This window comes from Amycolatopsis sp. cmx-11-51 (genome assembly GCF_047608665.1).
Lineage (GTDB): Bacteria > Actinomycetota > Actinomycetes > Mycobacteriales > Pseudonocardiaceae > Amycolatopsis.
Genome location: NZ_JADNQO010000009.1, coordinates 125,614 through 140,297 on the forward strand (window position 1 = coordinate 125,614; position 14,684 = coordinate 140,297).

13 protein-coding genes are annotated in these 14,684 nt (G+C 69.1%); 6 read left to right on the forward strand and 7 right to left on the reverse strand.

Annotated elements, in window-relative coordinates; genetic code table 11:
- Positions 1–31: 31 nt before the first annotated feature.
- From ACM6LU_RS27050 to ACM6LU_RS27060, 3 genes are all read right to left on the reverse strand, one after another.
- Complete coding sequence (locus tag ACM6LU_RS27050; RefSeq protein ID WP_414940574.1) at positions 32–775, reverse strand: maleylpyruvate isomerase family mycothiol-dependent enzyme; 744 nt, start codon at positions 773–775, stop codon at positions 32–34.
- Positions 776–831: 56 nt separating this feature from the next.
- The gene (gene ndk / locus ACM6LU_RS27055) at positions 832–1,242 is read right to left on the reverse strand and encodes a nucleoside-diphosphate kinase (RefSeq protein WP_414940575.1); all 411 of its coding nucleotides are present in this window, start codon (positions 1,240–1,242) and stop codon (positions 832–834) included.
- Positions 1,243–1,306: 64 nt separating this feature from the next.
- Entirely contained in the window at positions 1,307–1,654 is a 348-nt protein-coding gene (locus ACM6LU_RS27060; RefSeq protein WP_414940576.1) for a winged helix-turn-helix transcriptional regulator, read from the reverse strand.
- A 112-nt stretch (positions 1,655–1,766) separates the two neighbouring features.
- On the opposite strand from ACM6LU_RS27060, the gene ACM6LU_RS27065 reads away from it, so the two are divergent.
- The gene (locus ACM6LU_RS27065; protein ID WP_414940577.1) at positions 1,767–2,681 is read left to right on the forward strand and encodes an NAD(P)-dependent oxidoreductase; all 915 of its coding nucleotides are present in this window, start codon (positions 1,767–1,769) and stop codon (positions 2,679–2,681) included.
- Here the strand turns inward: ACM6LU_RS27065 and ACM6LU_RS27070 are convergent.
- Complete coding sequence (locus tag ACM6LU_RS27070) at positions 2,614–4,176, reverse strand: alkaline phosphatase D family protein (RefSeq protein WP_414940578.1); 1,563 nt, start codon at positions 4,174–4,176, stop codon at positions 2,614–2,616. The two genes, ACM6LU_RS27065 and ACM6LU_RS27070, sit on opposite strands and share 68 nt — an antisense overlap.
- A 160-nt stretch (positions 4,177–4,336) precedes the next feature.
- On the opposite strand from ACM6LU_RS27070, the gene ACM6LU_RS27075 reads away from it, so the two are divergent.
- Positions 4,337–6,718: a penicillin acylase family protein gene (locus ACM6LU_RS27075; protein ID WP_414940579.1), complete on the forward strand. Its 2,382-nt coding sequence runs from the start codon at positions 4,337–4,339 to the stop codon at positions 6,716–6,718.
- Positions 6,719–6,782: 64 nt separating this feature from the next.
- Here ACM6LU_RS27075 and ACM6LU_RS27080 read toward each other — a convergent pair whose 3' ends face one another.
- Both ACM6LU_RS27080 and folC read right to left on the reverse strand, forming a co-directional pair.
- The gene (locus tag ACM6LU_RS27080) at positions 6,783–7,184 is read right to left on the reverse strand and encodes a DUF4233 domain-containing protein (protein ID WP_414940580.1); all 402 of its coding nucleotides are present in this window, start codon (positions 7,182–7,184) and stop codon (positions 6,783–6,785) included.
- Complete coding sequence (folC, locus tag ACM6LU_RS27085) at positions 7,181–8,857, reverse strand: bifunctional tetrahydrofolate synthase/dihydrofolate synthase (RefSeq protein WP_414940581.1); 1,677 nt, start codon at positions 8,855–8,857, stop codon at positions 7,181–7,183. Before folC ends, ACM6LU_RS27080 begins: the two co-directional genes overlap by 4 nt.
- Positions 8,858–8,925: 68 nt before the next feature.
- Between folC and ACM6LU_RS27090 the strand changes: the two genes are divergently transcribed.
- Together ACM6LU_RS27090 and ACM6LU_RS27095 are read left to right on the forward strand one after the other, a co-directional pair.
- Positions 8,926–9,570 carry a class I SAM-dependent methyltransferase gene (locus tag ACM6LU_RS27090; RefSeq protein WP_414940582.1) on the forward strand — a complete coding sequence of 215 codons (645 nt, stop codon included), beginning with the start codon at positions 8,926–8,928 and terminating at the stop codon, positions 9,568–9,570.
- Between the two features lie 91 nt (positions 9,571–9,661).
- Positions 9,662–10,537, forward strand: a complete 876-nt coding sequence (locus tag ACM6LU_RS27095; protein ID WP_414940583.1) for an SGNH/GDSL hydrolase family protein — start codon at positions 9,662–9,664, stop codon at positions 10,535–10,537.
- 60 nt (positions 10,538–10,597) lie between these two features.
- Here ACM6LU_RS27095 and ACM6LU_RS27100 read toward each other — a convergent pair whose 3' ends face one another.
- Entirely contained in the window at positions 10,598–13,231 is a 2,634-nt protein-coding gene (locus ACM6LU_RS27100) for a valine--tRNA ligase (RefSeq protein ID WP_414940584.1), read from the reverse strand.
- A 107-nt stretch (positions 13,232–13,338) separates the two neighbouring features.
- Here ACM6LU_RS27100 and ACM6LU_RS27105 point away from each other — a divergent pair, with 107 nt between their 5' ends.
- Both ACM6LU_RS27105 and ACM6LU_RS27110 read left to right on the forward strand, forming a co-directional pair.
- Complete coding sequence (locus tag ACM6LU_RS27105) at positions 13,339–14,307, forward strand: hypothetical protein (RefSeq protein WP_414940585.1); 969 nt, start codon at positions 13,339–13,341, stop codon at positions 14,305–14,307.
- 25 nt (positions 14,308–14,332) lie between these two features.
- Entirely contained in the window at positions 14,333–14,659 is a 327-nt protein-coding gene (locus ACM6LU_RS27110; protein WP_414940586.1) for a hypothetical protein, read from the forward strand.
- Positions 14,660–14,684: the final 25 nt, after the last annotated feature.

Sequence of the window (14,684 nt, forward strand, 5' to 3'; positions counted from 1 at the left end):
ACGTGAACCGAACGGCGTAGGGCGCCGAAGATCAGGGCGTGAACGGCCCGGCGAGAAAGGTCTCGGCCGCCGTGCCGTCACCGGTGATCCCGAGACCCGATTCGGCGAGCCCGACCCGTTGCCACAGCAGCAGGTCCAGCCCTTCCGCGGTCCCTTCTACGACGGCTTCCGCGGTTTCGGCGGGATCGGCCCGCCGCGAGCCGGGGATGCCGTCTGTTCCCGGCGGTGTGATCAACCAGGCGTGTCCGGTGTCGGATGTCTTCAGCAACAGCGGAACGGTGACCACCGGCGGGGTGTGCCAGCGCTTCACCTTCGGCAGCATGCCGAGGAGGACCTCGTCCACGCCATCGGCGGCGATGGACGGGTCGAGGGTGTGTTCGGTCCCGGCCGCGCGGTGCGCGTCGAGCAGGTGCACCGCGGTCTCGTGGACCTGGCGGCGGTACCAGAAGGCCTTGGTCTTGGCGGCGGCGGTGAAGTTCCAGGCACCGTCGTCCGGCGAGGCTTCGCGCAACGCCTCGATGAGGCCGTCCGCGCAGTCGCCGTACCAGGCGGCGATGTCCTCGTCCGGCTCGACTCCGAAGAGCTGCGGGGCGGGGTCACCGGTGCGGACGATCCCGGCCGCCCAGCGATGCACGTTGCCGAGGTGGACGACCAGATCACGCAGGCGCCAGTCGCCGCAGCACGGCACGGGCGCGGCGTGGTCCCCGGTGCGCGCCACCAGTGTGAAGCCGCTAACGAGTTTCCGCAGGTGTGCCAGGTACTCGTCCGGTGTCATCGACAAACCCCCGGGTCCGTGGATGGCGCGGTGATCCCGCGCCATCCACGAGTGTGTCAGGCCTCGGGGAACCAGAGCTTGAGCTCGCGCTCGGCCGACTCCGGGGAGTCCGAACCGTGCACCAGGTTGTACTGGGTCTCCAGGGCGAAGTCGCCGCGCAGGGTGCCGGGGGTGGCCTTCTCGACCGGGTCGGTGCCACCGGCGAGCTGGCGGAAGGCGGCGATGGCGCGGGGGCCCTCGACGGCGAGCGCGACCAGCGGGCCCGAGGTGATGAACTCGAGGAGTTCGCCGAAGAACGGGCGCTCCTTGTGCTCGGCGTAGTGCTCCTCGGCGACCGAGCGCTCGACGGTGCGCAGTTCGAGGGCGACGAGCTTCAGGCCCTTGCGCTCGATGCGCGAGATGACCTCGCCGACGAGGCCGCGCGCGACGCCATCGGGTTTGACGAGGACCAGCGTGCGTTCAGTCACGGCGGTATTTCTCCTTGGGTGGGTTTCGTGCTAATCGCCCGGAGCCTACTGGGTGCTTCGCCACTCACTTCACGTCGGACCAGGGAATGGCTTCGATGCGCTCGATGTTCTCCTCGCCCCACTCGCCGAGTGGGGCCATCGCGGTGTTGAGCGAATCCCCGAACGCGGTCAGCGAGTACTCCACCTTCGGCGGAACCTGGTGGTATACCTCGCGATGCAACAGGCCGGTGGCCTCCATCTCGCGCAGTTGCAGGATCAGGACCCGTTCGCTGATGCCGGGAACCTCGCGCCGCAACTCCCCGAAGCGCAGCGGCCCGTCCTGGAGCGCGAACAGGATGAGCCCTTTCCATTTTCCGCCCATGACGGCGATCGCGGCGTCGAGCCCGCAGGTGAACGTGCGGTTCTTGGTCATCTTCACACTTACCTTTTTGTCGGTACCCGGCAAAATAGTAGGTACTTGTACAAATGTACGCGACGCCCCAGCATGAGGTCATCCCGCAGATTTCCCTTGACTGGAGTGAAAAATGACGAAAACACCGGTGACCGTCGTCGGTCTCGGTTCGATGGGCTCGGCCCTGGCGAGCGCGTTCCTTTCGGCCGGGCATCCGACGACGGTGTGGAACAGGACGGCTTCGAAGGCCGATCCCCTTGTCGCGCAAGGAGCCCGCAGTGCCGCGACGGTCGAAGACGCGCTGCGGGCGAGCCCGCTGATCATCGCCTGCCTGACCACCTATGAGGACACTGTCGCGGCTTTGGAACCCGCCGCGCTGACCGGACGCGCCTTGGTCACCCTGAACAGTGGCTCACCGGCGGGAGCGCGCCGGATGGCCGACTGGGCGACCGGCCACGGCGCGCGGTTCCTCGACGGCGCGATCAAGAACGTGCCGTCGGCCGTCGGCGCGCCGGACACGCTGCTGTACTACGGCGGCGACAAGACCGTCTTCGACGAGCACGTCGACACGTTGCGGGTGCTGGGCGGCGACACCGTCCACCTCGGCGAGGAGACCGATCTCGCCGCGCTCTACGAGATGGCCGTCGGCGGCACCCTGTTGCCCGCGCTGGTCGGGTTCTTCCAGGGTGCCGCCCTGCTGCGGTCACGCGGGCTCGAAGCGGAGACGCTCCTGCCCTACGCCACCAAATGGTTCGAGATGATCATCTCGGTCCTGCCGATGCTCGCCAAGGAAATCGACAGCGGCGACTACTCGAATCCCTCCTCCTCGGTGGACATCTTCCACGCCGGCGCCGCCGCCGACCTCGAACTGGCCGAGGAGGGCGTCGACGTCGGCTGGCAGCTTCCGATGCACGACCTCGTGCGGCGGGCCGCCGAGGCCGGGCACGGCGACCGCAGCATCGCGGTCCTGACCGAACTGCTCAGCGTTGGGGCCGCAGGGTCTTCGACCACAGCGAAGCACCCGTCGCGTCGCGCAGATCGACCGTGAGCGTACCGCTCCGTCCGTCGATGTTCACTTCTCCGAAGTGCTGGAACCCGTCCGCGGGTGAGGTGTTCGCGGCGGGCGGGGCGTGCACGAACACCGCTTCCGGCCCGAAGGTCGGGTCGAGCGTGTTCGGGCCGAACGCGCCGGCGTTGAGCGGGCCGGAGACGAACTCCCAGAACGGGTCGAAGTCGGTGAACGACGCGCGATCCGGCGAGTAGTGGTGTGCCGCGGTGTAGTGCACGTCCGCGGTCAGCCAGACGACGTTGCGCACGCGGCGCCGTGAGATCTCCCGCAGCACCCAGGCGAGTTCGGTCTCGCGGCCGCCGGGCGCGCCGGGCAGGCCGTTCGCGACACCCTCGATGCCCTTGCCGTCCGGGACGGTGAGGCCGATCGGGAGGTCGGCCTGGACGATCTTCCAGGTGGCGGTGCTGCGGTCGAGCGCGTCGACGAGCCAGCGCGCCTGCCGGTCGCCGAGGATCCGGCCCGGCTCGGCCTGGTCGGCGGTGTTGGCGTCCTTGTACGTCCGCATGTCCAGTACGAAGATTTCGGCGCGCGAGCCGTGCCGGAAGTTGCGGTGGACACGGCCGTCGACGGCCTGGCGCCGGTCGATCGGGTGCCATTCGTGGAACGCCTGGAACGCGCGGGCGGCGAGCACGTCGACGCGTTTTTCGGTGTATTCGGGGCGGTCGTCGAGGATCTCGCCCGGGTACCAGTTGTTCACGACCTCGTGGTCGTCCCACTGGACGTAGGACGGCACGTTCGCGGTGAAGCGCTTGAGATTGTCGTCGAGGAGGTTGTACGCGAACTGGCCGCGGTACTCGTCGAGCGTCTCGGCGACCTTCGACTTCTCCGGGGTGACGATGTTGCGCCACACGCGCCCGCCGGGCAGCGCGACGGTCTCGGTGAGCGGCGCGTCGGCGTAGACCGTGTCTCCACAGTGGAGGAACAGGTCCGGGCGACGGTCGGCCATCGCGCGGTAGATCGTCATCCCGCCGCGTTCGGGGTTGATGCCCCAGTTCTGCCCGGCGACGTCACCGGACCACACCAGGCGGACGTCCGAGCGGCCGAACGGGGCGGTGGCGAACCGGCCGGTGACCGGCTCGCTGCGGGTGCGGCCGTCGAGGGCTTCGGCGGTCACGCGGTAGTAAACCTCGGTCCCCGGCAGGAGACCCGCGACGCGGACCTTTCCGGTGCCACCGGTCTCCGGGCTCATCACCGGCCCGCGCACGCGGCGCGCGTGGCGGAACGAGGGGTCTCTCGCGACCTCCACGATCAGTCGCGAAGGCCGATCGGCGCGCGACCAGACGATGCCGGAGCCGGTGGTGACGTCGCCGGACTGGACGCCGTGGGTGAGCACCGGGCGGTCGCCGCGGATCAGCGGGACGGCGCCCGGCGTCGCGGTCGCGGTTCCGGGGAGGAGCAGTCCGCCCGCGACGGCCCCGGCGCCGGTGAGACCGGCTTTGAGCAGCGTGCGGCGGTTGTGGTGGGTTGCGGTCATGGCGCGGTTCTATCCCGCGGCCACGGCCGATGGGCCAACTGCGGTTTGCGCGGCGGTGAACGAGTGGGCGGTATTTCCGCCTCCACCGATCGGCCGCTGTTTGCCCGGTGTCCCCGCCGGTAGTTTCGATCTCGGGATGATCGATCCGGAGGGGGGAACGATGCGAAGATTCCAGCGTGGCTTCGTGCTGCTCACAGCGGCTTTGGTGACGTCGGGCCTGGTGACGGGGGTCTCGTCCGCGGACGAACTGGGTCGCGTGAGGGCGGTGATCAGTTACACCGAGTACGGGATCCCGCACATCGCGGCGAAGGATTTCGACGGGCTCGGTTACGGCTACGGCTTCGCCGCGGCGAAGGACAACATCTGCGTACTCGCGAACACCTATCTGACGGTGTCCGCGCGGCGGTCCGCGTACCTCGGGGCGGGCGGCCATGGCGATCCGGCGATGAGCGAGGCGAAGAACAACCTCGACAGTGACCTGCACTTCCAGCGGATCAACGACTCGGGCGTCGTCGAACGCCTTGCCGCCCAGCCCGCGCCGCACGGCCCGCGCACGGAGGTCCGTGAGTTGGCGGCCGGATACGTCGAGGGTTACAACGCATACCTGAAGGAAACCGGCGTCCAGGGGATCTCGGATCCGGTGTGCCGCGGCGCGGACTGGGTCCGGCCGATCACCGAACTGGACTTCTACCGGCACTTCTACGCCGTCACCTCGGTGGGCGGACAAGGCGTGCTCGCCGCCGACCTCGCCAGGACACAGCCGCCGTCCACAAAGGATGTTCTGGCGGTGGGACCGGATGCGGCACCGCGGATCGCCGACGGGTTCCGCAAGGCCACGGGCTCGGGCGAACTGGGCAGCAACGGCATCGCGATCGGCGCCGACGGGACGCGCTCCGGCGGCGGCCTGCTGCTCGGGAACCCGCATTATCCGTGGCAGGGCGGGCGCCGGTTCTGGCAGTCACAGCTGACCATTCCCGGCCGGTTCGACGTCGCGGGCGGGAGCCTGCTGGGTCTGCCGCTGCCACAGATCGGGCACAACGCCGACGTCGCGTGGACGCATACGGTGTCGACCGCGGTCACGTTCGGCCTCTTCGAGGTGGCGCTGACGCCCGGCGACCCGACAACGTACCTCGTCGACGGCGAACCGGAGAAGATGACCGCGCGTGAGGTGAAGGTCGAAGTCCGGGAGCCGAACGGCGAGCGGCGGCTGGTCGGCCGCACGTTCTACGGGACGCGCTACGGCCAGGTGATCGGGTCGGCCTTCGGGGTGCCCACGCCGTGGACGGCGAAGTCGGCGCACGCGCTACGGGACGGGAACGCGGGGAACCTGCGCGGTCTCAACACCTGGTTCGAGCTCAGCGGATCACGCGGCACCAAGGACGTCGCCGAGGCGCTCGCACGCACACAGGGTGTCCCCTGGGTCAACACCGTCGCCGCCGACAGGGCGGGAAACGCGCTCTACAGCGACATCCAGGTCGTCCCGCACGTCACCGACGACCGGGCGACGAACTGCGGGACCCCACTGGGCCGCGCCCTGTTCCCAGGCACCGGTCTGTCTATTTTGGACGGTTCGAAGTCCTCGTGCGACTGGGGTTCCGACCCGGGATCCTTGGAACCGGGTCTGTTCGCGCCGTCCCGGCTGCCGCTGCAGCAGCGACGTGACTACGAACTCAACGCCAACGACAGCGCCTGGCTGGCCAACGCCCGCGCCCCGATCACCGGGTACCCCCGGATCGTCGGGACGATCGGGACACAGCGGTCCGACCGGACGAGGGAAGCGCTGATCACCGCCGAGGAAGGCTTCGCGGGCAAGAGATTTACGACGTCGTCGATGAAGGACGCCCTGTATCGCGACCGGAGCCGCACCGCCGAGCTCGCGGCCGCCGACACGGCGAAGATGTGTGCGGCCTTCCCGGGAGGGCAGGCTCCGTCCGCGTCTGGACCGGTTCCGGTCGGCGACGCCTGCGCGACACTCGCGTCCTGGGACCACACGTTCCGGCTCGACAGCCGTGGCGCGCTGTTCTTCCAGCGGTTCGCGGAACGGATCGGCGGGCTGCGCGGCAGCTGGCAGGTCCCGTTCGACCCGAACCAGCCGGTCACGACGCCCAACACCCTTGCCGTCGGAAACCCCGCGGTGCAAAGCGCTTTCGGCGACACACTCGCCGAGTTCCGTGACGGCGGCATCCCCGTCGACGGCAGGCTCGGCGACAACCAGTCGGTGACACGCGCCGGGCGACAGATCCCGATCCACGGTGGCCCGGGCGGTCTCGGCGTGCTCAACGTGATCACGGCGCGGTGGGACCCGGCCAGGGGCAACCACGAGGTCGTGCACGGCTCGAGCTTCGTGCAGGTCGTCGGGTTCGGCGGCAAGGCCTGCCCGGACGTCTCGACGATCATGACGTACTCGCAGTCGACCGATGTCACCTCACCGCATTTCGCCGACCAAACGCGGTTGTACTCGCGGGGCGGCTGGGTGCGGGGCCGGTTCTGTGGCGCGGATATCGCGAAGTCGCCGGAACTGCGGGTGGTGAGGCTGCGGTAGGCCCGGACTGGGTCAAGGTGGTCGGTGCCTGGCGCAAGTAGTCCTCTAGTTGCGGTGGGGCGGGCTACTGCTGAGGTACCTGCTGCTGGCTCGGGAGCGTTCCGGCGGCCATCCGCCGTGCCACGTCCCGCCGCAGCCACAGCAGCCACAGCCAGAACCCGAGGAAGATCACCCCGAGGATCGCCACGGCGGGCAGCGCGACGAAGAACGCGATCAACGCGACCTGGAGGACGAGCACCGCGGGCACCGCCCAAGGCTTCTTCAGGAAACCGCACAGCACGATCAGCCCGACCGCGAGCACGAGCACCGACCAGCCGGTGAACGAACCGACACCGCCGCCGAGTCTCGCCACCACCGGCAGCGCGAGCGCGACGCTGATGCCCTCCATGATCAGCGAGCCTGCCATCACACCGCGGAAGGACTTCATCGGGTCCTTCGCGGGCGGCTTCGGGGTCTCGTCGGTCACGCCGGCTCCTTACCGAACAGGGTCCTGGCCTCGCCGGCGGTGACGACCGAGCCGGTGACCAGCACGCCTCCGCCCGCCAGTGGTTCCTCGGGGTCGTCGCTCTGCTCGACGAGGCCGATGGCGGTTTCCAGCGCGGTGTCCAGGCTAGCCTCGGCGACCACCCTGTCCTCGCCGAAGATCGAGATGGCGATCTCGTTGAGTTCGTCGAGCGGCATCGCGCGCGGCGACGAGTTCTTGGTGACGACGATCTCGGAGACGACAGGTTCGAGGGCGTCCAGGATGCCTCGCGCGTCCTTCTCGGCCATGACGCCGACCACGGCGACGAGGCGGCGGAAGGCGAACTCCTCGGCGACGGTGGTGGCGAGCGCCTTGGCACCGTGCGGGTTGTGGGCCGCGTCCAGCAGCACGGTCGGTGCGGCGCGGACCCGCTCCAGCCTGCCGGGGGTCTCGACCTCGGCGAAGGCCTCTCGGACGGCCTCGACGACCAGTTTCCTGTCCTTGCCCGCGCCGAAGAACGCTTCGACGGCGGCCAGCGCGAGTGCGGCGTTGGCCGCTTGGTGCGCGCCGTGCAACGGCAGGAAAATCTCGTCGTAGACCCCGCCGAGGCCCTGCAGCTTCAGCATCTGCCCGCCGACGGCGACCTCGCGCTCCAGCACGCCGAACTCGCTGCCCGCGCGGGCGACGCTGGCGTCGACCTCGACGGCGCGTTCCAGCAGGATCTTCTGCACTTCGGGGTCCTGCTCGGCGATAACCGCGACACTGCCGGGTTTGATGATCCCGGCCTTCTCCACCGCGGCCTTGGCCGGATCGCCGCCGAAGTACTCGACATGGTCGACGCCGATCGGCGTGATGACGGCGACGTCGCCGTCCACGACGTTGGTGGCGTCCCAGGAGCCGCCGAGACCGGTTTCGACGACCGCGGCCTCGACGGGCGCGTCGGCGAAGGCCGCGAACGCCATCCCGGTGAGCACCTCGAACTTGCTCATCGGTACCGCGTCGGGCCCGCCCGCGTTGTCCACCATGGTCACGTACGGCGCGACGTCCCGGTACAGGTCGACGTACGCGGCGGCGGAGATCGGGACGCCGTCGAGCGCGATCCGCTCGGTGACCAGCTGCAGATGAGGGCTCGTGTACCGGCCGACGCGCAGGCCCATCCGGGTCAGCAGCGCGTCGACCATCCGCGTGGTCGAGCCCTTGCCGTTGGTCCCGGCGACGTGCACCACCGGGTAGCCGCGGTGCGGCTCACCCATGAGGTTGACCAGCGCCGCGATCCGGGCGAGGGACGGCTCGATCTTGGTCTCGGGCCAGCGCAGGTTCAGCTCGGCCTCGACCGCGAGCAGCTCGCGGCGTGCCTGCTGCCCGTTCGGGTCGGCCGGGGCGAGGTCGTCGCCCTGGTCGTCCAGTTCGTGCAGCTCCACGTCCTCCGGGGCGACGAGGTCCGGCACCGGGCCGAGCGCGAGGTTGTCCCCCAGCTGCCCGATCCCGCCGATGCCACCGCCCGCACCGCCGCCCGCCTGGTACGCGGCGTCGGGTGCGTCCAGATCCGGGTCGGTGTCGTCGGCCGGATCGTGGGCACGCGCCCCCAATTCGTCCACACCGGCGAAACTGTCCAGATCTGCCAGGTCCGGGGATTCTGCGAATTCTTCGGAATCCCGGCCGTCACCTCGCGGCACGAACTCTCCTCTAACCCTTGCTCTTGTCGTCCCGAGTCTACGTGCGGCTTTGCTGGCACTCTCGACGCATGGGGTTCAACCACAACGACCACTACCACCCGCTGCTGCTCGACCAGCTGCCTCCCGGCCCCGGCGTGGCGCTGGACGTCGGCTGCGGCAGCGGGCGATTCGCCCGGCGGCTCGCGGCGACGGGCATGCACGTCGAGGCCATCGACCGGTTCGGGCCGATGATCGACATCGCCCACGCCGCGGGTTCACCGGGTCCAGGCACGATCTCCTACCGGCAGGCCGACTTCCTCACGGAGAAACTGCCGACGGAGGCCTACGACTTCGTTTCCTGCCTCGCTTCCCTGCATCATGTGCCGTTCGACACGGTCACGAAGCTGCGGGACGCGCTGGTCCCCGGCGGGGTGCTGGCCGTCCTCGGTGTCGGCAGACCCAGCTCGCCCGCCGACTACGCCCGTTCCATCGTCGCCTCGCCGATCAACGCGCTGGCCAGGGCGATCGTGTCCGCGGGCGAGCGGCTGAACGGCGGGATCGATCCGCTGCCGACGGCGCCGATCGTGGAGACGTTCCCGCCGATGCACCGGATCCGGCGCGACGCGGCCAGGCTGCTGCCGGGAAGCAAGGTCCGGAACCTGCTCTTCTACCGCTATCTCCTCGTCTACCGAAAGCCAGAAACGATCACCCCAGGTGACACCCCAAGTGGGTGAACCCGGCACGCGATTACCCGATCGGCGGCGTTCGCCCGGCTGGATCCGGTTCATTTTGGAATGGCCATCCAGTCCGGAGATCGGGGTCCTCATGCGCTTCAGACGCGTCCTGTTCGCGGCCGTCTCGACCGTCGTCCTGCTGATCGCCTCCACCGCGGCGGCCACCGCCGCCGAGCGGTCCTACCGGAATTACGTCGCGCTGGGTGATTCCTACACGTCCGGACCGCTCATCCCGCTCCCCCGGTTCGATCCACTCTTCTGCGGCAAATCGACGCAGAACTACCCGTCGATCCTCGCCGCGGCGCTGCGGGTCCGCTCCTACACCGACATCAGCTGCGGCGGTGCGGACACCACCAACATGACGCGACCGCAGAGCGTGCTCCTCGGCAGCAATCCGCCCCAGTTCAGCGCCCTGCGCGCGAACACCGACCTGGTCACCGTCGGCATCGGCGGCAACGACTACGGCGTCTTCGGCACCCTGGTCGGCACCTGCCCGTCGCTGCGGGCGAGCGACCCCACCGGGAACCCCTGCCAGGACAAGTTCACCGTCGGCGGCGTCGACACCATGAAGGCCAAGCTCGCCGACACCGGCAAGAACGTCGAGAAAGTGCTGGCCGGGATCCACGCCCGCTCGCCGCGCGCCGACGTGCTCGTCATCGGCTACCCGCGGATCGCGCCGCAATCCGGCTACTGTCCGAAGATCCTGCCCTTCGCCGAGGGCGACTACGCCTGGCTCAACGACGTCGAGAAGGCGTTGAACTCGGCGATCGAGAAGGCCGTCGCCGCCGACGGCAAAGCTTCCTTCGTGGACACTTTCGGCCCCTCGGCCGGACATGACGCCTGCGCGCCGAAGGGGGCCGCGTGGATCAACGGGCAGCACACGAAACTGCTCGCCGCGGCGGCGTATCACCCCTACCGGACCGGGATGGCGGGCGTCGCCAACGTGATCCTCCGCCACCTCCGCTGAATGCTATGAACGGTCCGTTCCTCGCAAATTTTGCAAGGAACGGACCGTTCATAGCGCTCGTCAGGAGGCAGGCAGCGTCGCCAACCGGGCGTTGATGCGCTCGATGTCGGCGACCGCGGTGTCCTTGCGGGCCCGGATCTTGCCGATCACCGGCTCCGGCGCCTTGTCGATGAAGGCCTGGTTGCCGAGCTTGGCCTCGGCCTGCGCCAGTTCCTTCTCCGCCACGCCGAGGTCCTTCCGCAGGCGCTTGCGCTCCGCGGCGACGTCGATCGTGCCGGACAGGTCCAGTTCGACGGTGACGACGCCGGCCGACAGCCCGACCTCCAGCGACGCGCTCGGCGCGAAGCCGTCCCCGGGCTGGGTGAGCCGGACGAGCGAGCGGATCGGCTCGTCGTGGCCGGTGATCTCGGCGAAGCCGTCGCCGGACAGCCGCGCGGCCACCTTCTGGCTGGGTTTGAGGCCCTGGTCGGCACGGAACCGGCGGACCTCGGTGACCAGTTTCCGCACATCGGCGATCCGCTTGTCGGCCACCGCGTCGGCGTAGGAGCCGTCCGCCACCGGCCACGGGGCGATGACGAGCGACTCGCGGCCGGTCAGCGCCGTCCACAGCTTCTCGGTGACGAACGGGATGAACGGGTGCAGCAGCTTCAGCACCGTGTCGAACACGTGCCCCAGCACCGCGCGCGTCGCCGTCACGCGGGCCTCGTCACCCTGGAAGACCTGGACCTTCGACAGCTCCAGGTACCAGTCGCACAGCTCGGTCCAGGTGAACTGGTAGAGCGTGTCGGTGGCCTTGGCGAACTGGTAGTCCGCCAGGTATCCGGTGACGTCCTCGACCACGCTGTCGAGCCTGCCGAGGATCCAGCGGTCGGCCTCGGTGAGCTCGGCGGGCGCGGGCAGCGGGGCGTCCGCGGCCGCGCCGTTCATCATGGCGAACTTGGTGGCGTTCCAGAGCTTCGTGGTGAAGTTCCGGGAACCGGCGACCCATTCCTCGCCGATCGGCACGTCGGTGCCCGGGTTGGCGCCGCGGGTGAGGGTGAAGCGCAGCGCGTCGGTGCCGTAGCGGTCCATCCACTCGATGGGGTCGACACCGTTGCCCGCGGTCTTCGACATCTTCTTGCCGTACTGGTCACGGACCATGCCGTGCAGCGCGATGGTCTTGAACGGCGCCTCGCCGGTGGCGTAAAGGCCGAACATCATCATCCGCACGACCCAGAAGAACAGGATGTCGTAGCCGGTGACCAGCACCGACGTCGGATAGAACTTGTTCAGGTCCGGCGTCTTCTCCGGCCAGCCGAGGGTGGAGAACGGCCACAGACCCGAGGAGAACCAGGTGTCGAGGACGTCCGGGTCCTGGGTCCAGCCCTCGCCCGAAGGCGGCTCCTCGTCCGGTTCGACGCAGACGACCTCGTCGTTCGGGCCGTACCAGACCGGGATGCGGTGCCCCCACCACAGCTGGCGCGAGATGCACCAGTCGTGCAGGTTGTCGACCCAGTCGAAGTAGCGCTTCTCCATCTCCGGCGGATGGACGTTCACCCGGCCGTCGCGCACCGCGTCGCCGGCGGCCTGCGCGAGCGGGCCGACCTTGACGAACCACTGCAGCGAAAGCCGCGGCTCGATCGGCTCCTTCGAACGCTCGGAGTGCCCGACACTGTGCAGGTACGGACGCTTCTCGGCGACGATGCGGCCCTGCTCGCGCAGCTTCTCCCGCACCGCGACACGGGCCTCGAAGCGGTCCATGCCGTCGAACTCGGTGCCGGTGCCGTCGATGCGGCCCTGCTCGTCCATGATCGTGATCATCGGCAGGTCGTGGCGCTGGCCGATCTCGAAGTCGTTCGGATCGTGCGCGGGAGTCACCTTGACCGCGCCGGTGCCGAACTCCGGGTCGACGTGCTTGTCCGCGACGATCGGGATCCTGCGCCCGGTCAGCGGCAGCTCGACCTCGGTGCCGACGAGGTGCGTGTAGCGCTCGTCGTCCGGGTGGACCGCGACGGCGGTGTCGCCGAGCATGGTCTCCATCCGGGTGGTGGCCACGACGATCGCGTCGTCCCCGTCGCCGTAGCGCATGGAGACGAGTTCGCCCTCGACCTCTTCGTGCTTCACTTCGGCGTCGGACAGCACCGACCGCAGCTCCGGCGACCAGTTGACCAGCCGCTCGGCGCGATAGATCAGGCCGTCGTCGAAGAGCTTCTTGAAGATCGTGTTGACGGCCTTGGACAGGCCTTCGTCCATGGTGAACCGCTCACGGGTCCAGTCGACGCCCTCGCCGAGGCGCCTCATCTGGGCGAGGATCCGGCCGCCGTGCTCCTGCTTCCACTGCCAGACGCGCTCGACGAAGGCCTCGCGGCCGAGTTCGCGGCGGCTGGTGCCTTCGGCGCGGAGCTGCTTCTCGACCAGCGCGTGGACCGCGATGCTCGCGTGGTCCATGCCCGGCAGGTACAGCGTCTCGTCGCCGAGCATGCGGTGGTAGCGGGTGGCGGCGTCGATGAGCGTGTGCTCGAACGCGTGCCCGATGTGCAGCGAACCGGTCACGTTCGGGGGCGGGATGACTACCGTGAACGGCGGCTTGTCCGACGTGGGGTCGGCCGTGAAGTACCCGGCGTCCACCCAACGCTGGTAGAGCGAGGCTTCTTCGTCGGCCGGGTTCCAGGCACCCGGTAGGTCGGTCTGCTGCGGCTGGGCGTTCTCGGTCACAGTTGACAAGTCTACGAACCCTCACTAGCGAGTTCCTCACCGGCCGTAACGCCGGCCGTTCCCAGCCGATGAGGTGATGTCGTCACACACTGGGGAGGGACGGGCTCGTGGAAGACCGGCGGCTGGCCACACCTCCGGATCTGATGGATCCGGAATGGCGCAAGCACGCCGACGTCGATGACTGGCTCGGCGCGAAGAAGGACATCAGGCAGCGGGCTTCGCGCCGCGGTTTCCGGGTGTCCCCCGGTCCTGTCCTGGTACTGGCGCTGATCGCGCTCGTGGCCGCCGCGGTCGTCGGGCACCAGGTGCGGGGCTCGGGGGTCAACGACGTCCCTGGCTTCGGGCAGGCGCCGAGAGCGGTCCCGCTGTCCGGCGGGGTCGACCTCAACCGGCCCTACGACCGAACCCCGGCCGCGAACTGGGCCGAAGGACTCGCCGGAATCACCGTGCCGCCGGGGCAGGCCGTCGGCGGCTTCACCGCGAAAGAGGTCGACGCGGCGTATCGGACGGTGACGGAAGCCATCGCGGCCGCGCGGCTCAGCTCCCGGGCCCTGCAGAACAAGGACGGCTCGGAACTGCTCGCCCTGCTTGCCCCGAACGAACGCGCCCGGCTCGAACCGGCGCTCACGAGCGCGCTCACCGTCGAGAAGGGCAGGTACCTGACCCTCATCGGCCCGAACCGTCTGCTGCAGGTGCGACCGCGGATGACCGGCTCCCTCACGGCGAAGCCCGGCGACGAGGGCGAGCTGATCGTCCACGCGAGCTACACGACCGCCTACGCCTTCGACGCCTTTCCAAGCGAAGCCCGGACGCCGGCGGACATAGTCCCGTTCATCCGCGAGGAGCAGGACTACGTGATCCGCAAGGCCCCACCGTTCGCGAAGGCCGACGCCGGGCTCGGTTTCGGCGAGGGCTCGGGCTATCACTCGAACATGGCGTGTGACGCGATCAAGACCGGCATCCTCGCGCCCCAGTACGCTGACAAGAGCAAACCCGTCGACGGTGCGATCGCGGTCGACGAAGCCGACACCTACGACCCGACGAAACCCCTGCCGTCGACGGGCAACTGTGAGTAGCCGAATCCTGGGGAAGAGGACCGAGATGGACAAAGAAGACCGGCGCATCGAGACTCATCCGGATCTGGTCGACCCGAACTGGCAGAAGCACGCCGAACTGGACGCCTGGCTCGGCGCGAAGAAGGAACTCAAGAAGAAGCGCCGCAAGCAGCGCAAGGTGGCCGGGGCGTCCGTCGGCGGCTACCGCGAGCCGGGCTCGAACCGGTGGCCGGGTATCGCCGCGATCGTCGGCCTTGTCGTGCTGGTCGTGGCCGCGGTGACGGTGAACGCGGTGCAGGAGCGCGGCGTCAACGACACGCCCTGGTTCCCACTGGACGAATCGCAGATCACGCGGACCATCACGGACGCCTAGCGGCGAACAGGCGTGCCTGAATATC

Bases quoted from the DNA above. Each gene is read 5' to 3' on its own strand.
- ACM6LU_RS27050 (WP_414940574.1), bottom strand. From the start codon at position 775: ATGACACCGGACGAGTACCTGGCACACCTGCGGAAACTCGTTAGCGGC.
- ACM6LU_RS27060 (WP_414940576.1), bottom strand. From the start codon at position 1,654: ATGACCAAGAACCGCACGTTCACCTGCGGGCTCGACGCCGCGATCGCC.
- ACM6LU_RS27065 (WP_414940577.1), top strand. From the start codon at position 1,767: ATGACGAAAACACCGGTGACCGTCGTCGGTCTCGGTTCGATGGGCTCG.
- ACM6LU_RS27070 (WP_414940578.1), bottom strand. From the start codon at position 4,176: ATGACCGCAACCCACCACAACCGCCGCACGCTGCTCAAAGCCGGTCTC.
- ACM6LU_RS27075 (WP_414940579.1), top strand. From the start codon at position 4,337: ATGCGAAGATTCCAGCGTGGCTTCGTGCTGCTCACAGCGGCTTTGGTG.
- ACM6LU_RS27090 (WP_414940582.1), top strand. From the start codon at position 8,926: ATGGGGTTCAACCACAACGACCACTACCACCCGCTGCTGCTCGACCAG.
- ACM6LU_RS27095 (WP_414940583.1), top strand. From the start codon at position 9,662: ATGCGCTTCAGACGCGTCCTGTTCGCGGCCGTCTCGACCGTCGTCCTG.
- ACM6LU_RS27110 (WP_414940586.1), top strand. From the start codon at position 14,333: ATGGACAAAGAAGACCGGCGCATCGAGACTCATCCGGATCTGGTCGAC.